The organism is Streptomyces azureus, from assembly GCF_001270025.1.
Lineage (GTDB): Bacteria > Actinomycetota > Actinomycetes > Streptomycetales > Streptomycetaceae > Streptomyces > Streptomyces azureus.
Genome location: NZ_DF968291.1, coordinates 1 through 23571, shown reverse-complemented (window position 1 = coordinate 23571; position 23571 = coordinate 1). Strand labels below are relative to the sequence as shown.

Sequence of the window (23571 nt, the reverse complement as noted above, 5' to 3'; positions counted from 1 at the left end):
TCATGTGCCGCGCGTCCACTGCTGGTTGGTGCCTCCGTTGCACGTGTACGTGATGAGCGCGGCGCCGTTGGCAGTGGACGCGCCGTTCACGTCGAGGCACTCGCCGCTCGCGCGCGACTTGACGTTCACGTACGAGCCGGCGGTGGTCAGCGACCACTGCTGGCTCGTCGCGGAGGCGTTGCAGTTCTCCTGCGTGACCGTGCTCGCGTTCTCCTGCACGCACAGGGAGCTGTTCCTGACCATCAGCTGGTAGTAGCCGCTGCCGACGGACTTGAACCAGTACTTCTGGTTGGCGCCGCCGTTGCAGTCGTACTGCTTGAGCTGCGCGCCCGCCCACAACGACTGACTGGTCACGTCCGCGCACTTGGACGAGTGGCGGGCGATGAGCGTGTTGTACGCCGCGCTCGTGCCGCTGATCGTCCCGGCGGCCGTGTCGATGGTGACCTCGGGCGACCATGCCATGGACATCGTCGTGGAGTTGGAGAAGGTCAGCGGGAGCCACACGTACCGCGAGTCGTTGACGGTCCCGCCGAAGGAGTTGCCCCAGCGGTCGCCCAGGTAGAGGTACGAGGTGCCCGAACTGCCCTGCACCGGAAGGACGTAGGCGGTCTGCGAGCCGAACGTCGTCGAGTCGCCGATGTTCTTCATGGCCGACCAGGGGCCGGCGATGCTGGTGGCCGTGGCGTACTGCTGCTGGTTGGGGTTCCAGCCCGTGGCGCCCGAGGTCAGCATGAAGTACACGCCGTTCCGCTTGAACAGCGCCGGGGCCTCGCGGTGGCCGCCGGGCCAGGGGTTGGCGACCAGGCTCGCGATGCCGGTGTAGTCGGCGGTGAGGCGGTAGATCTGGAGGTCGTAGTTCTCGCGGGCTGCGGAGATCATGTACCCGGCGCCGTCGGTGTCGACGAAGACCGTGATGTCGCGGGACATGTGCCGGCCGAGCGGGCGGAAGCTGCCCTTCCAGGTGTAGTTGCCGTCCACGGTGTCGGAGACGGCGACGGCCGCGCGGGCCTCGCTGTAGTCGGTGCCGTTCTCCTTGTGCATCCACATGACGAACTTGCCGGTGGACGCGTTGTACATGACCTTGGGCCGCTCGATGTTGGCGGTCGCCAGCTCCGGGTCGCTGGCCTCGGTCAGGACGTGGTTGCGGAACTCCCAGTTCTTCAGGTCGGTCGAGCGGTAGGCGTCGACGTACCGGAAGGTGTTGTCGGCGTTGCGGTGCTCGCCGAACCAGTAGTAGTACGAGCCGACCTTGATGACCCCGCCGCCGTGCGCGTGGACCGGGTTGCCGGAGGTGTCCTTGAACTGGGTGCCGTTGGTGATGGTCTGGGGCGCGGCCTGTGCGGTCCCGGCGGTGGCGAGGGCGCCGGCCAGCGCCAGGCACAGGGCGAGGAGGAGCGCGTACGCGCGTCTCATCTCAGTCACCCGCCTTCACGGTGTCGGCGACCGGGATGCCGAAGTCCGGGGTGCCGTCCGGCTTCCAGCCGAGCTTCTGGATGCGGGTGTGGCGGTTGGGGTCGTTCAGCGGGTCGCCGTTGATCTCCTTGTACTGGCGGGCGTGGTAGACGAGGACATCGGTGCGGCCGTCCTCGGCGACGGTGAAGCAGTTGTGGCCGGGGCCGTACTGCTTGGTGGTGTCGTTGCTGGTGAAGACCGGCGTCGGCGACTTGGTCCAGCTCATGGCGTCCAGGAGGTGGCTGTCGGCGTCCGCGGTCAGCAGGCCCATGCAGTAGTTGAAGTCGGTGGCGCTGGCCGAGTACGTCATGAAGATGCGGCCGTTGCGCTTGATGACGTACGGGCCCTCGTTGACCTTGAAGCCGATGCGCTCCCAGTCGTACTCGGGGGTGGAGAGCCGTACCTGCGGGCCCTTCAGGGTCCAGGGGTTCGCCATCTCGGACAGGAAGATGCCGGTGTTGTTGTCCATTCCGGGCTCGTGCTGCGCCCAGGCGAGGTAGCGCTTGCCGCGGTGGGTGAAGGTGGTGGCGTCCAGGGAGAAGGTCTCCCAGGCCGTCTTCACCTGGCCCTTCTCCACCCAGGTGCCCTTGAACGGGTTGGGATGGGCGTTCTCCAGCACCCATATGCGGATCGCCCACACGTCCTCCGCGGGCGCCGAGGCGAAGTAGATGTACCACTTGCCGCCGATGCGGTGCAGTTCCGGCGCCCAGATGTGCGCGCCCATGTTGCCCGTGGGGTGGGCGCGCCAGATCACGGACTCGTCCGCCGTGCCCAGGCCGTTCAGGGTGCGGGAGCGGCGCAGGATGATGCGGTCGTACTCGGGGGCGGTGGCGGTGAAGTAGTAGTAGCCGTCCTTGTGCCGGTTGATGTGCGGGTCGGCCCGGTTGCGGACGAGCGGGTTCACGAAGGGAGCCGGCTTCGGGGGCCTCGTCGGCGTGGCGGCCTGGGCCACACCCGGGAGGGCGGGGACGGCGGCCAGGGCACCGGCGGCTGCGGCGCCCTTCAGCAGCAGTCTGCGGCTGGGGGATTCGGGCAGAGCGTGGTCGCGGTCGCGGCTCATGCGGTGGGGCCTGCCTCTCGCTGGGGGACACACGGCGTCGCCTGACGCGTCGTCCGACATTTCGAACGCCATCTGTCATTACGAACGCCGAAAAGGTAAGGGTGCGCCACGACGAGGTCAACGGGTCTGACGGGACGAAGACGGCTGGGACATGGAAGGGGCGGCGGTACGGGTTCCCGCAGGCGGGGTTCCTCCTGTCGTGCCGCCGCCGCACGCCCGGCAACCTTTCCGGCCGCGACGACCACTGGTGAAGCGAAAGCGCGCATCCTCCTGCACCACGTAAGGACTCAACCGTGGCATCCCATTCCCGCCGCCGTCCCCTCCGCAAGCGGCGCACGGCCCTCGTCCTCGCAGTCGCCGTCGCAGCGGTGGGAATTCTGCTGTCCCTGGTGATGGCGCTGCGCCCCGACGGCGAGCCGAACACCGTGCGAGCCGCTGCCGAGCCCGCCGCCGGCAACCAGCCGACTGCCCCGGCCCCGACACCGGAACAGAAGCCCAAACCGAAGCCGAAGACGAAGCCGAAGCCGAAGCCGTCCAAGGCATCCCCGACGCCGGCCGCGGACACCCCGTCGGCGCGGCCCTCGCCCACCGGCGCCCCGCCGTCCTCACCACGGCCGGCGGCCGGCACGGCACCGCTGGCAGGGCGTATCCAGCCCCAGGTCGACTACAAGGGAGTCGCCACCCACTACGACGCCAAGGACGGCGACGGCGCCTGCCTGTACGGCCCGAGCCCCGACCTCATGGTCGCGGCGATGAACCACACGGACTACGAGACGTCCAAGGCGTGCGGGGCGCACATCCTCGTCCGCGCGGCGAACGGCGCCTCCGTCACGGTCCGGATCACCAACGAATGCCCGCTGCCCTGCGCCCCCGGGCAACTCGACCTCAGCAAAGAGGCCTTCGCCAAGCTCGCCGGCCTCTCCGCCGGCCGGATCCCGATCACCTGGAGCCTGTTGAGCCCCAGCACGTCCGACACCGTCGCGATCCGCTACAAGACCGGCTCCAGCCGCCACTGGTGCGGCATCCAGGCACTCGGCCACCGCAACCCGCTGGCCCGGCTGGAGGTCAGGACCGGCAGCGGATGGAGCCGGCTGACCCGCACCGAGTACAACTACTTCCTCTCCCCCGACGGCACCGGCTGCGGTGGCCCGGTGAGGCTCACCGACATCTACGGCGAACAACTCACCGTCGACGGCATCGCGATTCGACCGGACACCGTACAGCCGACCCGTGCCCAGTTCGCCCGGCACTGAGCCTCCACAGAGCAGCTGACGGAGCAGGACCGTTTGCCTGGGCTCCCCGGCCACACCACCGTCACCGACCGGGTCTCCCGGAAGCCATCCGCGCGGAAGCGGCCCGTCAGCGCCTTGTCGGGTGCGGCCGGCAGGATGAGGAGATCGTGGCCGGGGGCCTGCGCGGACTCAGGCCACGACAGGGGTAGGCCAATTGCCTCGGGGAGCAGCGGTCGTCGATTTTCTGTTATCGGCCGCCTGCCGCCCGCGTCTCCCCTCCCGTGCGCAGTCTCACCCACACCACAGCAGCGGCCGCCGGTGTCCTCGCGGCGGTCGCCTCCCTGCTCGCCGCTCCCCCGGCGGCGGCCGCCGGTCCCCGGGACGTCACCGCCGACGTGCTGGCCGACCGTGACGTGACGCTCACCGGCGACACGGTCGTCAGCGTGCCGCGCGGGACGACGACGTACGACGGCGTGTTCCGCGGCGAGGGCACGCTCACGGTGCGCGGCAGCGGGACCCTGGTCCTCACCAAGGACAGCGACTTCACGCTGCCCGAGTCCCGGCGGCGGCAGCGGGTGCGGACGCTGGGCGGGAACCACCCGTACGTCACCGTCGCCAACCCCGACCCGCCGGCCGTCACGGTGGAGCGCGGCGCGACGCTCCAGTACGGCGACGGCGGTACGACGGGACTGATCGGCCGCTTCCCGTACAACACCCCTGCGTTCCGCCTCAACCAGGACAACATCCGGGTCGACGGCACCCTGCGGCTGTCGCTGAGGAGCGCGTACAACCTGGGCACCATCAGCGGCTCCGGGCTGATCACCCAGCCGAGGTTCCTGTGGGGCACCTGGGACGTGTCGGGCACGCACTCCTTCTCCGGGGTGATCGACAACGGCACGCAGCTGAACGCCGGCCGCCCTGAGTACGCGACCTCGCTCCCGGACGTCCGCAAGGTCCTCAACCAGGGCACCTGGACCGTCGACACGCCCCTGGGCCGGACCGTCACGATGGGCATGGACTTCTACCAGCGCGAGTACGGCAGCGACATCAACGTCCAGTCGCGGCCCGGCGGCAAGGTGATTCTCACCGGCCAGTACAGCTGGTCGGACCAGGGCGGCGACAGCGACCCGTCGCTCAGCGACCCGGCCCTCAACTGGACGCCCGCCCGCAAGAACGTCAACAAGCGCGGCACCAACATCAAGGGCGCGAACGTCCAGTGGGGCGACGGCACCACGAACAGGATCTTCATGCCGGGCACCGCCGAGACGGTCTACATCAACCTCCTGGCCGCCCGCTCCCGTTCCCGCCTCACCTTCGACTACGACGGCCCCGTGACACTCGGCGCCCCCATCGGCGGCGGCGTATTCCACGACACCCTCGCGGCCCCCGGCGCCGGCGACATCGTCATCGCCGGGACGCCCGGCAACGACGTGACCTTCGCGGCCGTCCAGTACTACGACGGCTCGACGACGGTCGAGAAGGGCGCGGTGCTCCGGCTGGGCAGCGGGAAGCGGGGCGGGGACGGCGGGCTGTACACGGCGGGCGCCCACTACAAGGTCGTCAACAACGGCTCACTCGTCCTGCGCAACACGAACCGGCCTCTCACCCTCTCCCGCATCGGCGGCAGCGGTTCGCTCACCCAGTCGGGAGCCGCCACGACGACACTGACGGGTCCCGCCGTCACGTACACCGGGACGACCACCGTCTCCAAGGGCACGCTGGCCCTGCGAAAAGGTGCCACGCTGACTCGCAGCAAGGCGATACGGATCACGACGGCCGGGGCACGGCTGGACGCGGGTACGGCGGGCCTGCGCGTCGCGACCACGCTCACCGGCAAGGGCACGGTCGCGGGAGCGGTGACGAACGAAGGTGCCGTGACGACCGGCCTCACCGTGAACGGCCCCTACACGCAGAGTTCGAAGGGCACCCTGGTCCTGCGCGGCAAGCCGCTGAGGGTGACGGGGACGGTACGGCTGGCCGGGGACCTCGACGTCTCGGCCCTCGGAGACCGGGGCCGGCCGGCTCGTGAGGTCACCGTCCTCGACCACAGGGGCGACGGCAGGATCTCAGGAACGTTCAAGGGGCTGCGGCAAGGCGCCCGCCTGAAGCTCGGCGACACCACCTACCGCATCGACTACCGGGCGGGAGACGGGAACGACGTCGCCCTGACCACGGAAACCACCCCCAGTCCCTCCCCGACTGCGCCCGAGGCGTCCGCGTCCGGTGCCGTGGCGCCCCGGAGCGCCGGCGCGTCGGAGGACGTCGGCTTCGGCTGGTGGCCGTACGCCCTCGGGCTGGCCCTCGTCGTCAGCCTCGCCGTACCGATGGCGACGCGACGCGGCGGAGGCCGCCGGCGCGCCGGCCGGCACGCGGCCCGCGCGCGGCAGTGAGGCTCACAGCTCGGGCTCGCCCCACGCCGTGACGACCGCGTCGTCGCCGACGGACACACTGCCGGGCCGCAGCACGGCGAACTTGGCGCCGAAGGCGATGCCGCCTTCGGACGCCCGCCGGTAGCCGGCGAGGGTGCGCAGCGGTTCCGGGCCCGCCTTGGCCCCGGATTCCTGCTCGACCAGGGTGACGGCGCACCGGATGGCGAGCTTGGCATAGCCCAGTTCGGTGTCGCCGATGCGGATGCGGCGGGCGCGGTCCTCGGTGTGCGGTTCGGCCCGGCCGTCGCGTTCGTCCGAGCCGTCGAGTTCGTCCCAGCCGTCGATCACGATGTTGGGGCGGAAGCGGTTCATGGGCAGCGGGCTTGTGCCGCGTTCGGTCAGTTTCCGGTTGAGGAGGTCGAGGGTGGCGCGTGAGACGACGTGCAGGGCGCAGCTGTCGGCGTAGCCGGAGGTGCCCGGTGTCAGACCGTCGGTCACCCGGTCGTGTTCCGGCGGTACGCGCACGAGCCGGCTCCGGACGCGCAGCACCTCCGAGAGCCAGTCGGCTGCCGTGTCGCCCTGGTCGATGCCCTGACAGGCGGTCCCGAACAGGTCCACCTTCTGCCGGGTCCCGGAGGTGTCCACGCGGAGGTGCAGGGCCTCGGTCCGTGGCGCGCTGAGCGTGAGGCGTTCGCCATCGGCGGTGATGGCCGGCCGGATGACGGCCAGCCGGGGATCCCGGCGCTGGGTCCGGTACACGCCTTCCTCGCTGACGACCATGAAGCTGCGGTCGTGCGCCAGTCCGGCGGGAGTCAGCGGCGCCTCGGTCACCGATGTCCCGGCGCAGCCCTTGACGGGGTAGTACGACAACTCGACGACGCGGGCCATGCTCTTCCCTTCTCCCGGCAGTGAGCCTCACACATCCGCCGTCAGCGGCCGCTCGGTGCCTGCGGGAAACCGAGCTGGGGAGCCAGCAGCCGGGCCTCGGCCGCCCAGTCGGCGAGGAAGGCGAGAGCCAGGCCGCGTTCGCGGTAGCGGAGTTCGGCGGGGACGGTGCCCTGGCCGCCGTAGGCCGGCTGCTCGTCGTCCGCCCGGGCGAGCATCAGTGCGGTGAGCCAGTCGTACTTCACGGCGGAGGCGCACACGGCGAGCCGTACGAGCCGTTCGTCGCCGCGCCAGCCGCTCTCGCGCAGGCCCTGCACGTACGCGTCGTACGCCGCCTTGTCCAGGCCGGGGAGGTCGGCGGCGGGGACGAACAGGTCGAAGACGGAGTCGGGGAGGTAGTTGCCGAGGTCCTCGCCGAGCGCGCCGTCCCCGGCGAACGCCCAGTCGAACACGACGCTGTCGCGGCCGTCGGAGCGGACGTTGGCCGGCCACTGGTCGAGATGGCAGAAGGCTCGCGGCAGGGACTCCATGACCGTGAGGAACCACTCGCGGTCGTGGTGGAGGCGGACCATGTCCTCGCGCAGGCCCGCCGGGAAGTGCTCCCGGACCAGGGGGTGTCGCCAGGCCTCGTCGTCATCCAGCCTGTCCTGGCCTGTCGACTTGGAAGCCGTGTAGTCGCGCAGGAAGCACTGCGACAGCCACGGCCGGTCCTCCCCGGCGCCCACCGCGCCCTGCGCGGCCCCGAGCCGGTGCGCGTGCTCGACGTGCCGGGCGAGCGGCCAGGCCGTCGCCGGTTCGCCCGGCACGTCCTCCAGCCACAACGCCAGGTCACCGTCGGGGCGTTCGACGCAGGCCAGCAGCCGGGGCGCGCGGATGCCGTGCCGCTGCCAGATCCGGGCGAGCCCCGACTGGTAGACGTACGCTTCCCGGCGCCAGAAGTTCCAGTGCCGGGGGTCGTTGGAGGCGGCCCACGTGACGCTGGTCTCCTTCGTCCGCGTCAGCACCTTCAGGACGGCCGACCGGCCGCCGCCCGTGACGCGCCACACGCCCGCGGTGACGCCGTTCCACGGGTTGTGCGCGAGAGGTACGAGGGCCGTCCCCCCGCGGGCTGCGGAATCGAAAATGTCGTGGAACTCGGCTTCCGCCACGGCGACTTCAGGCATCCCGTCAGCTTACGGTGAGGTCCATCCGAGACCAGCGGGAGGACACATGGGGCCCGCTCCGCTCGGCGAGTCGTGGCAGCGCGTGGAACGCCGGCTCGAGGAACGCGGGCGCGCCCGGGAGCCGGCTCCCGCGGCCATCCCGGCCGACATCGCCCGGGCCCAGGCGCAGCTCGGCACGCGTCTCCACCCCGACCACGCCCTGCTGTTGCTGGGCCACAACGGCAGCGGCGGCTTCTGCCTGCCGCCCTGCTACGGGATCCTGAGCACCGACGAGGTCGTGACCGCCTGGCGGACCAAGAGCAAGGTCTGGGGTGACACGTCTCCCCCCGCCTACGCCCCGGAGTGGATCCCCTGCGCCTGCGACGGCGCGGGCGGTGTGCTCCACCTGGACGTCTCCCGGCCGCACGAGCGCATCCACGAGCACGACAAGCTGGGCGCCTCCCACCTGTCCGCCCACCCCATGTGGGGTTCCCTGCCCGCGCTGCCGCACCGCACCGCCGACGCGCTGGAAACCGGTCGGTACCCGGACGGTTACCGGCGTCCCGGTGACGACAACCCGTTCCTGCTGTGGGAGGACCTTCAAATCACGCGACATCGCCTTCGAACTGTGGGAACGTCACCCGCGATGACACAACGAACCGATACACCCCCCGCGTGGGACGAACGTACGCAGCTGGTCACCTTTCTGGATTACGCCCGCGACACGGCGCGAGCCAAGTGTGAGGGCGTGTCCGAGGAAGACGCCCGTAAGGCACCGCTGCCGAATTCACCGTTGATGACGATATGCGGGCTGATCAGCCACCTGCGATGGGTCGAGCATCACTGGGTCCAGGTGATGTTTCTCGGTGAGGAGCCCGCGGGACCGCTCACGGCGGCGACCGACGACGACCCCGACCCCGAGATGCGGACGGCGGTCGACATCCCGCTGCCCCAGCTTCTCGCCGAATACGAGGAACAGAGCGCCCGCTATCGCCGCCTGGTGGCCGACCGCGACCTGAACTCAACGGCCGAGCGTCCTATCGGCGACGGCCGCCACGTGGACCTGCGCTGGGTGGTCCTCCACCTCATCGAAGAGATTTCCCGCCACAACGGTCACCTCGATGTCGTGCGTGAACTCGTCGACGGACGGACCGGCGTCTAGCCTCTGCCCGGCATTCATGGGCGGAGCCGGAGTCTGATCGAGCGACGCTCGCCGCGCTGGCCGGTGTTCGGGGGACTGCGGTCGCGGGCACCGGCGACGAGGAGCTGGTGCGCGATTTCGGTGCGGAGTTCTTCGTGCCGCGGACTGCGGGCCCACCCGCCGCGGTGCGCCGCCTTGTGCCCGGTGGCGTGCACGCGGCAGTCGACCCGGCATCGGTGGGCATGCTCGCGCCGGACGCGGTGCGCGGCGGGGTTTCGCTTGTCAGCGTGCTGGGCAACGCGCCGACGCCGCGGCGCGGCATCCGGGTTGGGCCATGTGCGGTGCTGGTGCCCTGATACAGCGACTCGTGGCCTCAGGTGAGCAACGCTCCCAGCGTTCCCACGGCGATCAACAGGGCGGCCACGGAGGTCCAGGCGACGCCGACGGTGATCGGGGACCTCCTCTCCGTCCACCTCACCGCGTGCCCCGGATGTTGCGCGTCATAGATCAGCTCGAGCTGGTCGCCCACCTCCGGGAAGTCGGGCTCGCCGCCCACCATCGAGCGCATCCGGCGGCCGTCTTCGGAGTAGTACTCGCACAGCACCCTCTTGGGATCAACGCTGTTCCCCCCGTAGACCCCGGTCGACGCATGTCGCGACGACCCGCACCCCGTTGCGCTTCAAGCTCCGCTCGACGTATCAGATGCGCAGCCCGAACGGCAGCAACAGCACCGGTCGCTTCCCCCCTGTTTCCCTGCCCGGTTCCGGCAGCAACCTCTCACCCGGTCGCGGCCACCGGTACAGCCAAAAGACCGTCCGCTTGAGCTTGCGACCTTACCGAGTCAGTGCACCCCGACTCCGCCAGCGGCCGCGGCTCCTGGCAGCACGGCCGTGAACCACTTGACTCGCTGACCCAGCGGTGATCAATGATCATCTCGATGTGTTCCATGGTGGGAGGCAAGAGATGGCGATAACGCTGCCCGACGGGCTGACTACGCCTGCGCTCGTGGTCGATTCGGACGTGCTGGACAGAAACATCTCGCGAATGGCCGAGGCTTCGCGGGCCCAAGGGTTCGCCCTGCGTCCGCACGCCAAGAGCCACAAGTGCGCACAGATCGCCGACCGTCAGCTTCGGTCCGGCGCGAGCGGGCTGTCGGTGGCCACGCTCAGCGAGGCCGAGGCATTCGCCCGGGCCGGCGTGGACGACCTGTTCATCGCCTACCCCGTGTGGCTCGATACCGGCAAGTCGCGGCGACTGCGCAGGTTGGCGGACGACGTTGCCCTGAGAGTGGGCGTCGAGTCGGTCGAAGGCGCGCGGCGGCTGGGGAATGCCGTGCGCGGCAGCGCCCGGACGATCGAGGTGCTCGTCGAGGTCGACAGCGGGAGCCATCGCACCGGAGTACAGCCTGACGCCGCTGGTGAGGTCGGGAAGGCGGCCGCCGACGCGGGCCTGGACGTGGTCGGCGTGTTCACGTTCCCGGGACACGGCTACGGGCACGACGTACAGGCGCGCGAGCGGGCCGCACGGGACGAGGAGCGCACGCTGGGCCAGGCCGCGCAGACGCTGCGGGACCTGGGTCTCCACGTCCGTGTGATCAGTGGCGGGTCGACTCCGACGGTGGGGCAGTGGCAGCCGGGCGCGGTGAACGAGTTGCGGCCCGGTGTCTACGTCTTCAATGACGCCACCCAGCTGGCCATCGGCACCTGCGGGGTGGGGGATCTCGCGCTGGTCGCCGCGGCGACGGTGATCAGCGTTCCCGCCCCGGACCGCTTTGTGCTCGATGTCGGCAGCAAGGTTCTCGGCTCCGACCGGTCGTCCTGGGTGACGGGCCACGGCTATCTGCCCCAGTTCCCGCAGGGAGCCATCACCGGGTTGTGGGAGCACCACGCCGTGGTCCGGCTTCCGGAAGGGGTGCGGGGACCACGCCTGGGGTCGCTGGTCGCTGTCGTCCCGAACCACATATGCACGCCGGTGAATCTCGCCGATGAGCTTCTGGTCGTTCGAGACCGTGAGGTGATCGACCGCTGGCAGGTAACAGCACGAGGTGCCAATACGTGAACGTCACTTCAGAGGGGAGAAGCGGCGGCAGCAGTCCACCCAGTCCGCTGACTGCCTATTCTTGTGGCCATGACTGGCCAGCCTCCGGAGCCCTCGCCGCGCCCTGTTCCATCAGGAGAGCTCCGCGCCTCTCACGATGACCGGGAAGCAGTGGTGGAGCAGTTGCGCGATGCGGCAGCCGAGGGGCGAATCGATTTCGATGAGCTGGATTCGCGCCTGGAGCAGGCGCTGACGTCCAAGACGCACGCCGAGTTGGCCGTCCTGACCGCCGACCTGCCGGGGCTGAACTCCTCTGAGAGCCAGGCGCCGCTGGTGCTCGAGGGCGGCATGTTTGGCGCGTCTCGGGGCCCCGGGCGCTGGGAGGTTCCCGGGCACGTGATCACTCGTGGAGGCGTGGGGGGTGTGAAGCTTGACTTCACCCGGGTTGAGTGCCGCCTCACGGAGGTCGCAGTGGAGGCGTACGGGGAGACATCTGGTGTCACGATCGTCATCCCCGACGCCTGGGCCGCAGACACCAGCGGCATGGACCCCGGCATCGGCGGCCTGACGGACAAGACCACTCCCGACCGGCTACCGGGAACTCCGCTGATCCGGCTCACTGGGTCCGGCGGCATGGCGGGAGTAGTCATCCGCCATCCCAACCGCCGGGAACGGCGCAAGCTGCACAGCAACCCGCCGCAGGGCTAAGACGCGTGGGCCGCCTCCCGCCGCCCCCGCAGCCACACATACACCGGAATGCCGGCGAACAGGAACAGCACACCCTGGTAGACGGCCGCGTACCCGGCGCCCGCGATCAGCCAGAAAGAGAAGCCGAAGGAGAGGACGGCGACGATCAGGTCGCGGACCAGGCCCGCGGGGCGGACGCGGTCGCGGGTGCCGCGGGCCAGCCAGTACAGCTGGGCGGCGGCCGACAGCAGGTACGGCACGCAGCCGGTGAACGTGGTGATCAGGACGAGGACGCGGAAGGTGGTGTCCGGGCCCGCCGTGTAGTTGAGGGCGATGAGGAGCGTGCCGAGGACCGCGCAGGCCCAGACGCCGAAGCCGGGGACGCCGCCCTTGCCTACTCGGGCGAAGGGCGCCGGGAAGAGACCGTCGCGCGCGGCGGCGTACGGCATCTGCGCGGCCATGAGGATCCAGCCGTTGAGGCAGCCGGTGATCGAGACGACGGCGACCAGGGCGATGACGGTGCCGCCCCAGGAGCTGCCGGTGAGGGCGTTCACCGCGTCGGCGAACGGGGCGCCGGAGTCGACGAGCCGGCTGTGCGGGACGAGGCCGAAGACGGCGACCGTGCCGAGGATGTAGACCAGGGCCGAGGCCAGCGTGCCGAGGACGCTCGCCCGGGCGACGGTGCGCCCGGGGTCGCGGACCTCGCCCGCGCTGACCGCCGCCGACTCCACCCCGAGGAAGCTGTACAGCAGCAGCGCGGCGGAGGCGGCCAGCGCGCCGGAGACGCTCTGGCCGGAGGCGTTGAACGGGCCGAAGTTGTCCGTGTCGACGAAGAACAGGCCGATGGTCGCCAGCAGGAGGAGCGGTACGAACTTCAGGACCGTGGAGACGACCTGCACCGTGCCGACCCACCGCGTGCCGGCGAAGTTCGCCGCGGCGGGCAGCCAGAGAGCGGCCATGGCGACGGCTGCCTGGAGGGCGTGGTTGCCGTGCAGGGGTATCAGGACGTCGACGTAGCCGACGACGGCGACGGCCAGGGCGGCGATGCTGACCCAGCACATCGTCCAGTACGACCAGGCCGACAGAAACCCGGCGAACTCGCCGAACGCGTCCCGCGGGTAGACGTACAGCCCGCCCGTGACCGGGCTGCGCCGCGCCAGCCTGCCGAAGAGCAGGGCGAGGGCGACCGCGCCGACCGAGAGCACGACGAAGGCGAGCAGGCTGATCGTGCCGTAGGGGGCGACGGTGGCGGGCAGGGCGAAGATGCCGCCGCCGATGATGTTGCCCATGACGAGGGCCGTGGCGGCGGCGAGGCCGAAGGTGCGGCGGGGAGCGGGCGCCGGGGCCGGCTCGACGGGTTCGGCGGCCTCGGCGGGGCTGGGGGCGGTCATGGGCGGTCCTGACGAGCGGAGGAGGGTGGGGGGAGGGCTGTGATCGTAACCCGTCGTCCCATATGCTGGGCGACCTGTTCATGTACTGGACACAATCGGCTGGGGTCCACCGCCGGGTCTCGACTACCGTCGTCCGTATGACCAGCACCCTCACCCTCGCCGCAGCCCTCGCCGCCGGGACGGTCGTCCTCGACGGCGGCATGTCCAACCAGCTCGAGTCGGCCGGGTACGACCTGAGCGACGAGCTGTGGTCGGCGCGGCTGCTCGCGGAACAGCCGGAGGCGATCACCGAGGCGCACCTCGCCTACTTCCGGGCGGGCGCCGACGTGGCGATCACGGCCAGCTACCAGGCCACGTTCGAGGGCTTCGCCAAGCGCGGGATCGACCACGACCGGGCGGCCGAACTCATGGCGCTCAGCGTCGAGTCGGCCCGGGACGCGGCCCGGCTCGCACGCGTCTCCCGCCCGCTGTGGGTGGCGGCCTCGGCCGGCCCCTACGGGGCGATGCTCGCGGACGGCTCCGAGTACCGGGGCCGCTACGGCCTCACGATCGACGAACTGGAGCGCTTCCACCGCCCCCGCCTGGAGGTGCTGGCCGCCGCCCGCCCCGACGTCCTCGCGCTGGAGACGGTCCCCGACGCAGACGAGGCCACCGCCCTGCTGCGGGCGGTGCGCGGACTCGGGGTGCCGGCCTGGCTGACGTACTCCGTCGCCGGTGGCCGCACGCGCGCCGGGCAGCCGCTGGAGGAGGCCTTCGCCTTGGCCGCCGAGGCGGACGAGGTGATCGCGGTCGGCGTGAACTGCTGCGCACCCGAGGACGTGGACACCGCCGCCGCGACCGCGGCCCGGGTCACCGGCAAGCCGGTCGTCGTCTACCCCAACAGCGGCGAGACCTGGGACGCCGAGGCCCGCTCCTGGACCGGCCGCTCCACCTTCACCGCCGACCAGGTGAAGGGCTGGCAGCAGTCCGGCGCCCGCCTGATCGGCGGCTGCTGCCGGGTGGGCCCGGAGGCGATCTCGGGCATCGCGGGGACGCTGGGGGCGGCATAGGGCCCTGAGTGGTTGAGGTGCGGAAACCGCCGCCGGGATCGGCGCATCAAGCTCGGCGGCTGACGGCGGTCTCCCGCGCCACATGCGAAAGCTTCTCGGGGTTGCGGACATGGTAGGCCCCGGTGACGTAGCCGTTCTCGCCCCGCACAGCCACCACGCCGTCGGCTTCCCCATCGACCCGGACGAGCAGCCCCGGGCCGCCGTTGATCTGAACCGGCTCGACCGACCTTTCGGCGTCGCGCTTCCACCAGCCTCCCTCCAGCAGGCGGGCCACCTTGTCCGCGCCCGCGATGGGCCGCAGCAGGGCATGCTTGACTCCGCCGCCGTCGCTCAGGGGGCGGATGTGGCCGGGTAGCCGGATCACGGCAACGTGATCCGGCTACCCGGCCACAGAATGCGGTTGGCGACGACGTCCGGAGCGAGGATGTCGAGCAGGCTCTGCAACTCGCCGGTCCCGACCGCTCGCTGGAAGGCCTGGAGCGCGGCTCGCGTCTGGGCCGGGGTGACGGTGCCGCGTGTTCGGCGCGCGGCGACGTGTGCCCGTGCCCGATAGGCGAGCTGGCGGACCGCGGCCGGGCTCCTGCCGACGGCTTCGGCGATCTCGTCGTACTCGAGATCGAACACCTCGCGCAGCACGAACACCGCCCGCACCGAGGCGGTCTCCCTCAAAGGCCGAGGGCCTCGAAGTCAGCCTTGCCGGCGCCGGGAACAAGCTCAAGCAACGTGATGCCCAGGTATCTCAGGCCAGCGTGCCGTTCACCTCGGAATGCCCGGTTGAGTCTCCCGTGGGGGGAGACATCAAGCTGGGGGCATGGACAGCGACACGCTCTATTCCATCGGAGAACTATCCCGCCGGACCGGTCTGACGGTGAAGACCATCCGGTACTACTCCGACCAGGGCATCGTCCCGCCGACCGACCGCAGCCCGGCGGGCTACCGGCTTTACGGCCTCGACGCACTCGCACGCCTGGACCTGGCCCGCACGCTGCGCGATCTCGGGCTCGACCTGGCGACCGTGCGCAAGGTGCTGGACCGGGAGGCGTCCATACCGGAGGTCGCCGAAGCACACGCCGACGCCCTGGACGTACAGATCCAGACCCTCCGCCTGCGCCGAGCAGTACTACGAGCAGTCGCCAGACGCGGCCCCACCACCATGGAGATGGACCTCATGCATCGACTCGCCACGCTGTCCCGGTGCGAACAACGCCGACTCGTGAACGACTTCATCGACGACGCCTTCAGAGGCTTTGACGCCAACCCCGAGTTCGTGACCCTGATGCGATCCGCACTGCCCGAGCTCCCCGACGATCCCACGCCTGAACAGGTCGGGGCCTGGGTGGAACTCGCCGAACTCTGCCAGGACCCAGGCTTCCGTACCGCGGTACGGCGCATAGCCGGGGAGCAGGCGAAAGAGCCTGCCGAGCAGGACGTCGGCGACCTGCACGACGGTCTCAACCAAGCGATGCGTGAACGCATCGACGAAGCCGTATCCGCCGGCGTCCTCCCAGCCTCCGCCAAAGCCGCACCTCCTGCCGAATCACTGGGCGGCCTCTACGGCCACGCGTTCGAGCGTGCCGGCGACGGCGACCTGCGCCGCTGGCTCGTCGCCCGCCTGCAGATGACCGTTGACCCACACGCCAAGCGCTATTGGCGGCTCCTGGCGACGATCAATGGATGGCCTGCATCACCAACACTCGCTCCCGTTTACACATGGTTCACCACCGTTCTTTGCGGTGCTTCCGCCGCGGCAGCGACCTCTTGAGCTCCGCGTCCCGCCCGACGAGCTGATGGCCGGTCAACACGAAGCACTGCCCCGTCACCTGCGGAGGCGGATCGACTGAGGAGACGGGCTGCCGCCTCACGGTCTTCAGCTCCCGTCGACGACGAGACCGCCGAGAAATCGGAGCGTCTGCATGCCCTCCCGGCCTGACCCGCGTCGGACGGCCGCGATCACGCCGAGAGGAACGGCTCCGTCAAATGCGGCGTCGCCAGGTGCAGCGTGGTGGCGGTTTCGCGGCCGAGCATGCGCTCCCTTGAGTGCCTGGCCGCCTGCGGGTCGGCCTCGTGCGCGTAGGCGAGCTCGGGGTGGAGCAGCTGAAGCGCGTGCACCAGGAGGTCGCCGGTGACGAGCGCCAGCTCGCGCCCGTCGGCGACCAGCACGCTCTGGTGTCCGGGCGTGTGACCAGGCGTGGCGACCGCGCGCCCGGCGCGCAGTGGCGTGTCCCCGTCGAGGAGCCGGAGCCGACCGGCGGCCGCGAGCGGGTCGGTGAGGGTCTCGCGAAGCTGCGGGTTGAGCGCGTCGAGGGCGTCGAACTCGGCCCGCTGGAGCAGGTATTCGGCGTTCGGGAAATAAGGGCGGCGGCCGCTGGTCGCGCCGCCGGTCGAAGCGTTGCCGTCCACCGCGCCGCCCGCTGATGGGACGGCCGCCTCGGTCACGACCGCCCACCCGACGTGGTCGGTGTGCAGATGTGTGAGCACCACGGTGTCGACTTCTGCCGGGTCGATGCCCGCGGCGGCGAGCGACTCGGGGAGCACACCGGGCACGGGCGCCCACGAGCCGGCCGGGCTGTCCGCCGGACCGATCCCGGCGTCCACGACGGTGAGGCCCTTGTCGCCGCGGATCGCGTACGCGCGGAACTGGAGCCGCCAGCGGCCCTCGGCGTCGACCGCGCCCGGGTCGTAGCGGTCGGCCTCGGCCCACTGAGCGGCCGTGGCCTCGGGGAAGGCCTCGGCGCGCGGGGAGAAGAACGGGCCCTCGCCGTCGGCGAGGGCGATGATCTCGGTCGAGCCGATCCAGAGGCGGGGAACGCTGAGGGACATGGCCGCGATCCTGCCATGCCTTCCACACGGGTGGTGACTCGTCCCATGCCGTGATGATCTCGATGTGGGGCGAACTGGCCCCCGGGCAGATCCAACCCGACCTGTTCATCTCCACCGGCAAGCGCGAGGGCCGGGGCCCCAGCGGCACCGCATCTACCGAGCACTCGCCGAGCACGAGAAGACCCAGGCGCCCCGGCCGTCCCGGCAAGGCCCGCCGCGAGTACGAGAACCGCGTCAACTACCGCCCGGCCACAGCCGGACCGTGATCAATCTCAGCGCCGACCATGGTTCGGCTGATCCCCGGGGCCGTGTTACAGGCGCCGGCGTCTCGTGTGCGTCAGGACCGACCCGCCGAGAAGGGCATGGAACATGATCACCAGCAAGTTCGCAGTGGCAGGAGCAACCGGGCGGCTGGGACGCCACGTCGTGGACGTCCTGGCGGAACGGGGGCACCATGTCGTGCCGATGTGCCGCGCCACCGGCGTGGACATCATCACCGGTGAGGGCCTGGCCGAGGCACTCACCGGGGCCGACGTCATCATTGACGTCGCGTCATGGCACGCCTCCGGCCAGGAGACCGCCACGGAGTTCTTCCGCACCGCCACCCGCAATCTGCACGAGGACGGCCGGCGTGCGGGAGTCGGCCGGATCGTCGCCGTATCCATCATCGGCGCTGACAAGGCCACCGCCGGCTTCGTCGCCGCCCAGCAGGTGCACGAGGAGGCCCACCTGTCCGGCCCGCTGCCCGTTCGCATTCTGCGGGCTGCGCAGTTCCATGAATTCGTCGGTCAGCTCCTGGACTGGCAGCAGGGCGACGTCGCCGGCATCCCGCCCCTGCCCTCCCAGCTCGTGGCCTGCTGCACCGTGGCCGAAACGCTGGTCGACCTGGCCACCGACCCCGACGCGCCCGCCCAGCCGGATCCCGGAACACCGATCCCCGAGATCGCCGGGCCCCGCAAGGAGACGATGTCCGAGGCGGCGGGACTCCTCGGCGCCCGCCGAGGCGTCAAGGTCGTCGAGGTCGACGGCTCCGGCATGCCCGATGCCGAGACGGCGGCGGCCGGCGGGTTCCTGCCCAGCCCGCACGCCAAGCTCGCCGGCCCCGCCTTCCAGAAATGGCTCGACACCCAACCCTGACCCGGCCGGCGGTCGGCGGTCTCCGCGACCGAGCGCCCCGGGCCCATCGACACCAGTCCGCGCACAGCACTCCTCCCCCTCCCCTCCCCACTGCTAGCCTCCGTCCAGGGAACCGGTTGCCTTGGCGTTGCCGCAGTTCCCGAGGGGTGGGTGCGGACCGGCGCCCGGAGAGACGAGGCAGTCATGACGAGGAAGAGCGGGGACGCGAGCCGCAGCACCATCCGGGACGTAGCGGCCCGCGCGGGGGTCTCGGCGTCGACGGTGTCCCGGGTGCTCGGCGGCGTGTACCCGGTGAGCGCGGCGACGCGCGGGCGCGTCATGCGGGCGGTCCGCGAGCTGGACTACGTCGCGGACGCGCGGGCGAAGGCGATCGCGGGCGTCGGCACGCCCACGCTCGCCTTCGTGCTGGAGGACATCACCGGCCCGTCGTTCGCGCACATGGCACACGGCGTCGAACGCGAGGCGACCCGCCTCGGCCACCTCTGCCTGGTGTGCAGCACGGAGGGCGACGTCCGGCACGAGCTGGAGTTCGTCGAGATGATGCGCGCCCAGCGCGCCGCCGCCGTGATCCTGGTCGGCGGCACCGCCGACACCCCCGAGTACCGCGAACGCACCCACCGCATGGCCGACTCCCTCGCCTCGGCCGGTTCCCGCCTGGTCCTCTGTGGCAGGCCACCACTGGACCCCGGCGCCCCGGTGGCCGTCATCGAGTACGACAACGAGGGCGGCGCCTACACCCTGGTCGCCCACGTCCTCGCCCAGGGACACCGCCGGGTGCTGTTCCTCGGCGGCCGGACGGACCACACCACGGCCCTGGGCCGCGAACGCGGCTATCTCGCCGCCCACCGGGCCCGGGGCCTGACCCCCGACCCGGCCCTCCTCCTGCACGGCGACTTCACCCGGGACGCGGGCCACCGCCTCATGCAGCAAGCCCTCAAGGACGACCTCGACTTCACGGCCGTCGTGGCCGCCACCGACATGGTCGCGGCGGGCGCCCTCACCGCCCTGCACGAAGCGGGCCTGACCGTCCCCGGCGACGTCTCCCTCGCCGGCTACGACGACATCCCCTTCGCCCGCGACCTGCACCCCGCCCTGACGACGGTCCACGTCCCCTACGAGGAACTCGGCCGCCTCGCCGTCCGCACGGCCCTCGAACACACGCCGGGTGCTCCGGACGAACACCTGCTGCTGGGCACGCATGTCGTCGTACGCGACTCGGTGGGACCGCCTCCGGCCCACTGAAGTCGGTAGCGTCACAGGTTCGTTGACCGTTGTCCCTACTAGTAGGGACGTCATCCTGGACCGCACCCTCTCCGTCCACGGCCATGCCGCCAGGCGGTTGCACCGCGGTTCTCATGGTCCTGGCAGAGGGGCACGTTTCGCCGAGCGCCTCCCCGGTCCCGACTGCAATGAGCGGTCCTGAACGCACAGGCACCCTCTCCTAGCAGGGGCGGTCCTCCCGGCAACATGCGGATTTATACCGGGAATTGAGCAACAGGGGCCCCTGATATGGTGCGCGGATGTCATCGATCAAGCAGTTCCAAGTCACCTTCGACTGCGCAGAACCTGAGCGCGTCGCCCGCTTCTGGTGCGAGGTGTTGGGGTACGTCGTACCGCCGCCACCGGAGGGATTTGCTACTTGGGACGATTTCAATCGCTCGCTGCCACCTGAGGATCAGGGTTCATGGTTCGTATGCAGTGATCCCTCAGGTGTGGGCCCGAGAATGTACTTCCAGCGCGTTCCCGAAGGCAAGGTCGTCAAGAATCGGGTGCATCTCTGCGTGCGGGTCGGCACCGGGCTCGTGGGTGAAGAGCGCCTGGCCACACTCGAGGCCGAGTGCGCACGGCTGGTCGCGCTCGGCGCGGTACGCGTGCGACTGCTTCCTGCCGATGACGACAATGAGTCGTGCATCGTGATGCAGGACATCGAGGGCAACGAGTTCTGCCTCGACTGAGCATCCCCCGAGACGGCTGGGTGGGGAGCCGTCCCCCTTGGGCCTCTCCTGAATGTGGTGCCGTGTGGGGGCGGAAGTCATACGGGACGGTGCGCAGATGTGGAGCAGCCCTCGACCCCATGGAGGGCACCGGATGCCAGAGTCGAGCTCAGCGAGGCACCGGATCTTCGGAGGCGGGCAGCGGTTCCGCCGTCTTCGGGTTTAGCGCGCGGATGGAGGGGGCGACCATGGCGAGGGTGGCGAGGAGTATGAGCGCGGCGGCCGCGTAGAGGGTGGCCTGGAGGCCGAGGAGGAGTACGGCGGGTCCGGCAGCGAACTGGGCGAGCGGGAGCGCGAGGTGGGAGCCGAGGTCGTCGTAGGCGTAGACGCGGGCCAGTCGGTCCTCGGGGACCTGCTCGTTGAGGGTCGAGTACCAGGCGACGCCGGCCTGCTCGACGCCCACCCCCGCAACGAAGTTGGCCCTCCGCGCCGCAGATGCACGAGAACGAGCAGGTCCTGACGTCCCGCTGTCAGCAACAGAGCACCACGACCTGGAGGTAGGAAAACCCTCAGTGTCCGAGCCCAGGCGGCGATCTCGGTGGGCAGGGCTCCGGGGAGAGTCGTGATCAGAATGCACGCGGTGGATCGAGGCTCAGGGGTCCACGTCCTCGATCGAGCTGGGCCCCATCTGGGACGCGGAGCTGAACTCCGGCAGCGTTGCGGGCTGGTCGAAGAGGAAGAAGCTCTGGTTCATGCCGAGGGTGAACTCCAGGTAGGCACCCGTGGTGGCGTCGAAGCCGTAGTAGGTGTTGCAGGTCCCGGCCCCGTCGCTGTAGGTGCCGTCCATTTCCGGGAGCGGGACGTTGACCATGCCGTTGCTGCTCGATTTCGTCTTCGACGGTGGTGTACCCAGCGCACAGTACGAGACGGGCAAGCCCTTCAGAACGAAGTAGCCGTACTCACCCTTGGCGTTCTGGAGGTAGACGTAGCTGAGTTTGCCCTTGGAGCTGGCCTTCCCCCAGGTCTTGATCCACCTGTTGATGGTCTCTCGCGTCGTCGAGTACTCGGGGACCTCTATCGGCTGGTTCGCCACCAGTTTGTCGTAGCCCTTTTCCTTCGCCCTCGTCTCCGTCTCCTGTGAGGAGTCGTCTTCGCAGGCGGCTGCGCTGAAGCCGACGAGCAGAACGGTGGCGACGGCCAGTGCGGCGCGGATGACACGTTTCATGGCCTTCTCCTCTTCGTCACGGAGCACACGTGGTGTTCATGTCGTTCACGTCCAACCGCGGCGGCAGGTCCTTGTCCTTGAAGGCGCTCCGGTGCTCCTGTGCGGCCTTGGCGTTGTATTCGTTGACCGCTTCGATCCGGGACGACTTCAGGGCGGTGAGGGAGGTGCCGATCTGAGCCCGCCTGGACTCGGAGGCCGTCTTGTTCTCCTCCTCCAGAGTCCTGATGGCCCCTTCTTTGAACTGCACCGTGGCGCAGAGTCCGAAGAACTCCTCATACGTGGCGATCCGGAACGCACCTGAACCTTCGGTACGGTCGCGCTTGTCGACTTCGCCGCGGAACGGGGCAGTCAGCCAGCTGACGCCACCGAATGCGAGAGTGATGGTCAGGCCGACCGTGACCAGGGCGGCGATAGCGCCGATGACCCAGATTGCCGACGTGACTTCTTCCCGGGTCGTGCTCATGGTTCTTCCTCTCCAGCTCACCCGAGCACGCTATGAGAGTCGCCCGGGACCCCTCCCGAAAGCCGTGACCCCAGGCAAGTTCACCGGCCGGTTCAGGGCACGAACTCGCACCACACGATCTTGCCGGGACGCCTCACCCCCACACCCCACTTGTCCGCCAGCTCCGACACCAGCAACATGCCCCGCCCGCCCTCGCAAGGCTCCTGGACGTCCTGCTGCGGCAGCACCGGCGCGCCCTCACCACTGTCGTGCACCTCGATCCGTACGCCACCGTCCTCGTTGTACGGCACCAGCCTCAGCAGGAATCCACGGCCGGGCGGCACGCCGTGCACCAGCGCGTTCGTCGCCAGTTCGCTCACACAGAGCAGCACGTCCTCCGCGCGCCCGTAGCCGCCCCAGTCCTGGAGCGCGTCGCGCGCGAACGCGCGTGCGGCCGGAACGGACTGGCGCTCCCGGCGGTAGAACCGCTCGCGCGGAGACGGGGGTTGAACAGGAGTGGAGTTTCGTCGTTCACGGGACGACAGTCACACTCCGTGGCCATGATGGAACAGAGCGCGCACTCGTACAGCCAGGTTGTACGTGCGCGCAACAGTGCAAGTGCGCGCGCGGGTGGGGAGTTCGCCGCCATGAGCACCACGACACGGTCACGACGGTCACGCAGGAACGCCTCGGCGATGAAGATGGTGGGCGCGCTGCTCGCCCTCTCCCGAGAGGCGGCCGGCTATACGCAGAAGTCCCTCGGGGAGATCTTCGTCGTCGGCGAGCAGCAGATCGCGTCCATCGAGCAGGGCAGACGGCCGCTGAAGATTGATCTCGCGGAGCAGTTGGACCAACTCCTGGACACCAAGGGGGCTTTGGTGGCTGCGGTGTCGGAGATGCCGGAGGTGGATCTCGTACCGCTCTGGGCAGAGGAGTATCTGGATCGGGAGCGGGAGGCAATCGCGATCTCCGTCTACGCGAGTCTGGCCGTGCCCGGCCAGCTCCAGACCGAGAACTACGCGCGGGCGGTTTTCCGCAGCCGCGTACCGGTCTACGACGAGGACGAGACCGAGCAACTCGTCGCGGCGCGCATGGAACGCCAGGAGATCGTGCACCGCAAGAACCCGCCCACGACGAGCTTCGTCATCTGGGAGGCGGTGCTACGGGATCGCTTGGGCGGCCGGGAAGTCTACGTCGGGCAGCTGCGGAAACTGCGTGAGTACGCGGAGATGCCCGGCATCACCATCCAGGTCCTGCCGCTCGGCCGGACCTCACATGCCGGACCCCACGGTCCCTTTGTTCTCCTGGAAACCCCCGAGCACCAGCGGCTCGCGTACATGGAGACGCAGCGTGGAAGCCAGCTGATCGCCGACCCCGACGGGGTGGGGATCCTTACCCAGAAGTATGTGATGCTGCGGACGCAGGCCCTCAACACCGAGGACACAAGGGACCTGTTGGACCGTCTTCTGGGAGAAGCATGAGCGGCACCGCACTTGAGTGGTTCAAGTCGAGCTACAGCGGCAGCGAGGGCGGCCAGTGCCTCGAAGTAGCCACCCACCCCACCGCCG

The 23571-nt window shown here is 70.0% G+C and carries 25 protein-coding genes and 1 pseudogene; 14 read left to right on the top strand and 12 right to left on the bottom strand.

Features of this window, described 5'->3' with window-relative positions; translation table 11 throughout:
• Together AOQ53_RS18995 and AOQ53_RS18990 are read right to left on the bottom strand one after the other, a co-directional pair.
• Window positions 1–1413: an RICIN domain-containing protein gene (locus tag AOQ53_RS18995; RefSeq protein WP_059418851.1), complete on the bottom strand. Its 1413-nt coding sequence runs from the start codon at window positions 1411–1413 to the stop codon at window positions 1–3.
• A gap of 1 nt (window position 1414) precedes the next feature.
• On the bottom strand, window positions 1415–2512 hold the full coding sequence (locus AOQ53_RS18990; protein WP_059418848.1) for a glycoside hydrolase family 43 protein: 1098 nt from the start codon (window positions 2510–2512) through the stop codon (window positions 1415–1417).
• A 293-nt stretch (window positions 2513–2805) separates the two neighbouring features.
• Here AOQ53_RS18990 and AOQ53_RS18985 point away from each other — a divergent pair, with 293 nt between their 5' ends.
• Together AOQ53_RS18985 and AOQ53_RS18980 are read left to right on the top strand one after the other, a co-directional pair.
• The gene (locus AOQ53_RS18985; protein ID WP_059418846.1) at window positions 2806–3765 is read left to right on the top strand and encodes an expansin EXLX1 family cellulose-binding protein; all 960 of its coding nucleotides are present in this window, start codon (window positions 2806–2808) and stop codon (window positions 3763–3765) included.
• 260 nt (window positions 3766–4025) lie between these two features.
• Window positions 4026–6134 carry an autotransporter-associated beta strand repeat-containing protein gene (locus AOQ53_RS18980; protein ID WP_059418844.1) on the top strand — a complete coding sequence of 703 codons (2109 nt, stop codon included), beginning with the start codon at window positions 4026–4028 and terminating at the stop codon, window positions 6132–6134.
• Between the two features lie 3 nt (window positions 6135–6137).
• On the opposite strand, the gene AOQ53_RS18975 is transcribed toward AOQ53_RS18980, so the two are convergent.
• Both AOQ53_RS18975 and AOQ53_RS18970 read right to left on the bottom strand, forming a co-directional pair.
• Entirely contained in the window at window positions 6138–7001 is an 864-nt protein-coding gene (locus AOQ53_RS18975) for an MOSC domain-containing protein (RefSeq protein WP_059418842.1), read from the bottom strand.
• Window positions 7002–7042: 41 nt separating this feature from the next.
• A complete protein-coding gene (locus AOQ53_RS18970; protein WP_059418839.1) occupies window positions 7043–8161 on the bottom strand; it encodes an aminoglycoside phosphotransferase family protein in 1119 nt (372 codons plus the stop codon).
• Between the two features lie 625 nt (window positions 8162–8786).
• On the opposite strand from AOQ53_RS18970, the gene AOQ53_RS18965 reads away from it, so the two are divergent.
• Window positions 8787–9302: a DinB family protein gene (locus AOQ53_RS18965; RefSeq protein WP_059418911.1), complete on the top strand. Its 516-nt coding sequence runs from the start codon at window positions 8787–8789 to the stop codon at window positions 9300–9302.
• Between the two features lie 107 nt (window positions 9303–9409).
• Complete coding sequence (locus AOQ53_RS44190) at window positions 9410–9637, top strand: hypothetical protein (RefSeq protein WP_148640352.1); 228 nt, start codon at window positions 9410–9412, stop codon at window positions 9635–9637.
• Window positions 9638–9654: 17 nt separating this feature from the next.
• Here the strand turns inward: AOQ53_RS44190 and AOQ53_RS18960 are convergent, their stop codons facing one another.
• A complete protein-coding gene (locus AOQ53_RS18960) occupies window positions 9655–9849 on the bottom strand; it encodes a hypothetical protein (RefSeq protein WP_167745736.1) in 195 nt (64 codons plus the stop codon).
• A gap of 350 nt (window positions 9850–10199) precedes the next feature.
• Between AOQ53_RS18960 and AOQ53_RS18955 the strand changes: the two genes are divergently transcribed.
• Together AOQ53_RS18955 and AOQ53_RS18950 are read left to right on the top strand one after the other, a co-directional pair.
• A complete protein-coding gene (locus AOQ53_RS18955; RefSeq protein ID WP_236711727.1) occupies window positions 10200–11339 on the top strand; it encodes an alanine racemase in 1140 nt (379 codons plus the stop codon).
• 69 nt (window positions 11340–11408) lie between these two features.
• Window positions 11409–12026: a DUF1707 SHOCT-like domain-containing protein gene (locus AOQ53_RS18950; RefSeq protein ID WP_059418907.1), complete on the top strand. Its 618-nt coding sequence runs from the start codon at window positions 11409–11411 to the stop codon at window positions 12024–12026.
• On the opposite strand, the gene AOQ53_RS18945 is transcribed toward AOQ53_RS18950, so the two are convergent.
• The gene (locus AOQ53_RS18945; RefSeq protein WP_059418835.1) at window positions 12023–13396 is read right to left on the bottom strand and encodes an amino acid permease; all 1374 of its coding nucleotides are present in this window, start codon (window positions 13394–13396) and stop codon (window positions 12023–12025) included. The genes AOQ53_RS18950 and AOQ53_RS18945 overlap by 4 nt on opposite strands.
• Before the next feature lie 137 nt (window positions 13397–13533).
• On the opposite strand from AOQ53_RS18945, the gene mmuM reads away from it, so the two are divergent.
• A complete protein-coding gene (mmuM, locus tag AOQ53_RS18940; RefSeq protein ID WP_059418906.1) occupies window positions 13534–14445 on the top strand; it encodes a homocysteine S-methyltransferase in 912 nt (303 codons plus the stop codon).
• Between the two features lie 46 nt (window positions 14446–14491).
• On the opposite strand, the pseudogene AOQ53_RS18935 reads toward mmuM, so the two are convergent.
• Window positions 14492–15093: pseudogene (locus AOQ53_RS18935) on the bottom strand (sigma factor-like helix-turn-helix DNA-binding protein); the annotation flags it as partial.
• Between the two features lie 163 nt (window positions 15094–15256).
• Between AOQ53_RS18935 and AOQ53_RS18930 the strand changes: the two are divergent.
• A complete protein-coding gene (locus AOQ53_RS18930) occupies window positions 15257–16207 on the top strand; it encodes a MerR family transcriptional regulator (protein WP_059418833.1) in 951 nt (316 codons plus the stop codon).
• 188 nt (window positions 16208–16395) lie between these two features.
• On the opposite strand, the gene AOQ53_RS18925 is transcribed toward AOQ53_RS18930, so the two are convergent.
• Window positions 16396–17265 (bottom strand): MBL fold metallo-hydrolase, encoded by an 870-nt coding sequence (locus tag AOQ53_RS18925; protein WP_059418830.1) that lies wholly within the window; start codon window positions 17263–17265, stop codon window positions 16396–16398.
• A 53-nt stretch (window positions 17266–17318) separates the two neighbouring features.
• Between AOQ53_RS18925 and AOQ53_RS18920 the strand changes: the two genes are divergently transcribed.
• The 4 genes from AOQ53_RS18920 to AOQ53_RS18905 all read left to right on the top strand — a co-directional run bounded on the left by AOQ53_RS18920 (window position 17319) and on the right by AOQ53_RS18905 (window position 20357).
• The gene (locus AOQ53_RS18920) at window positions 17319–17531 is read left to right on the top strand and encodes a hypothetical protein (protein WP_059418828.1); all 213 of its coding nucleotides are present in this window, start codon (window positions 17319–17321) and stop codon (window positions 17529–17531) included.
• Between the two features lie 103 nt (window positions 17532–17634).
• Window positions 17635–18402 carry an SDR family oxidoreductase gene (locus AOQ53_RS18915; RefSeq protein ID WP_059418826.1) on the top strand — a complete coding sequence of 256 codons (768 nt, stop codon included), beginning with the start codon at window positions 17635–17637 and terminating at the stop codon, window positions 18400–18402.
• Window positions 18403–18585: 183 nt separating this feature from the next.
• Complete coding sequence (locus tag AOQ53_RS18910; protein WP_059418825.1) at window positions 18586–19644, top strand: LacI family DNA-binding transcriptional regulator; 1059 nt, start codon at window positions 18586–18588, stop codon at window positions 19642–19644.
• A 278-nt stretch (window positions 19645–19922) separates the two neighbouring features.
• Window positions 19923–20357, top strand: a complete 435-nt coding sequence (locus AOQ53_RS18905; protein WP_059418824.1) for a VOC family protein — start codon at window positions 19923–19925, stop codon at window positions 20355–20357.
• 148 nt (window positions 20358–20505) lie between these two features.
• Here the strand turns inward: AOQ53_RS18905 and AOQ53_RS18900 are convergent, their stop codons facing one another.
• The 4 genes from AOQ53_RS18900 to AOQ53_RS18885 form a co-directional block, all read right to left on the bottom strand.
• On the bottom strand, window positions 20506–20799 hold the full coding sequence (locus tag AOQ53_RS18900) for a hypothetical protein (protein ID WP_059418822.1): 294 nt from the start codon (window positions 20797–20799) through the stop codon (window positions 20506–20508).
• 189 nt (window positions 20800–20988) lie between these two features.
• Complete coding sequence (locus tag AOQ53_RS18895) at window positions 20989–21561, bottom strand: hypothetical protein (protein ID WP_059418904.1); 573 nt, start codon at window positions 21559–21561, stop codon at window positions 20989–20991.
• Between the two features lie 16 nt (window positions 21562–21577).
• Window positions 21578–22024 carry a hypothetical protein gene (locus AOQ53_RS18890; RefSeq protein ID WP_059418821.1) on the bottom strand — a complete coding sequence of 149 codons (447 nt, stop codon included), beginning with the start codon at window positions 22022–22024 and terminating at the stop codon, window positions 21578–21580.
• A gap of 92 nt (window positions 22025–22116) precedes the next feature.
• A complete protein-coding gene (locus AOQ53_RS18885; protein ID WP_059418820.1) occupies window positions 22117–22548 on the bottom strand; it encodes an ATP-binding protein in 432 nt (143 codons plus the stop codon).
• 102 nt (window positions 22549–22650) lie between these two features.
• Here AOQ53_RS18885 and AOQ53_RS18880 point away from each other — a divergent pair, with 102 nt between their 5' ends.
• Together AOQ53_RS18880 and AOQ53_RS41265 are read left to right on the top strand one after the other, a co-directional pair.
• A complete protein-coding gene (locus AOQ53_RS18880; RefSeq protein WP_059418902.1) occupies window positions 22651–23484 on the top strand; it encodes a helix-turn-helix domain-containing protein in 834 nt (277 codons plus the stop codon).
• Window positions 23481–23571: DUF397 domain-containing protein (locus AOQ53_RS41265; RefSeq protein WP_148640351.1), on the top strand; the 91-nt coding region annotated here is incomplete at its 3' end. The genes AOQ53_RS18880 and AOQ53_RS41265, both read left to right, overlap by 4 nt.

Coding starts and splice junctions, on each gene's coding strand:
- AOQ53_RS18995 (WP_059418851.1), bottom strand. CDS start 1,413: ATGAGACGCGCGTACGCGCTCCTCCTCGCCCTGTGCCTGGCGCTGGCC.
- AOQ53_RS18990 (WP_059418848.1), bottom strand. CDS start 2,512: ATGAGCCGCGACCGCGACCACGCTCTGCCCGAATCCCCCAGCCGCAGA.
- AOQ53_RS18975 (WP_059418842.1), bottom strand. CDS start 7,001: ATGGCCCGCGTCGTCGAGTTGTCGTACTACCCCGTCAAGGGCTGCGCC.
- AOQ53_RS18970 (WP_059418839.1), bottom strand. CDS start 8,161: ATGCCTGAAGTCGCCGTGGCGGAAGCCGAGTTCCACGACATTTTCGAT.
- AOQ53_RS18965 (WP_059418911.1), top strand. CDS start 8,787: ATGACACAACGAACCGATACACCCCCCGCGTGGGACGAACGTACGCAG.
- AOQ53_RS18960 (WP_167745736.1), bottom strand. CDS start 9,849: ATGCGCTCGATGGTGGGCGGCGAGCCCGACTTCCCGGAGGTGGGCGAC.
- AOQ53_RS18950 (WP_059418907.1), top strand. CDS start 11,409: ATGACTGGCCAGCCTCCGGAGCCCTCGCCGCGCCCTGTTCCATCAGGA.
- AOQ53_RS18945 (WP_059418835.1), bottom strand. CDS start 13,396: ATGACCGCCCCCAGCCCCGCCGAGGCCGCCGAACCCGTCGAGCCGGCC.
- mmuM (WP_059418906.1), top strand. CDS start 13,534: ATGACCAGCACCCTCACCCTCGCCGCAGCCCTCGCCGCCGGGACGGTC.
- AOQ53_RS18930 (WP_059418833.1), top strand. CDS start 15,257: ATGGACAGCGACACGCTCTATTCCATCGGAGAACTATCCCGCCGGACC.
- AOQ53_RS18925 (WP_059418830.1), bottom strand. CDS start 17,265: ATGTCCCTCAGCGTTCCCCGCCTCTGGATCGGCTCGACCGAGATCATC.
- AOQ53_RS18920 (WP_059418828.1), top strand. CDS start 17,319: ATGATCTCGATGTGGGGCGAACTGGCCCCCGGGCAGATCCAACCCGAC.
- AOQ53_RS18915 (WP_059418826.1), top strand. CDS start 17,635: ATGATCACCAGCAAGTTCGCAGTGGCAGGAGCAACCGGGCGGCTGGGA.
- AOQ53_RS18910 (WP_059418825.1), top strand. CDS start 18,586: ATGACGAGGAAGAGCGGGGACGCGAGCCGCAGCACCATCCGGGACGTA.
- AOQ53_RS18905 (WP_059418824.1), top strand. CDS start 19,923: ATGTCATCGATCAAGCAGTTCCAAGTCACCTTCGACTGCGCAGAACCT.
- AOQ53_RS18895 (WP_059418904.1), bottom strand. CDS start 21,561: ATGAAACGTGTCATCCGCGCCGCACTGGCCGTCGCCACCGTTCTGCTC.
- AOQ53_RS18890 (WP_059418821.1), bottom strand. CDS start 22,024: ATGAGCACGACCCGGGAAGAAGTCACGTCGGCAATCTGGGTCATCGGC.
- AOQ53_RS18880 (WP_059418902.1), top strand. CDS start 22,651: ATGAGCACCACGACACGGTCACGACGGTCACGCAGGAACGCCTCGGCG.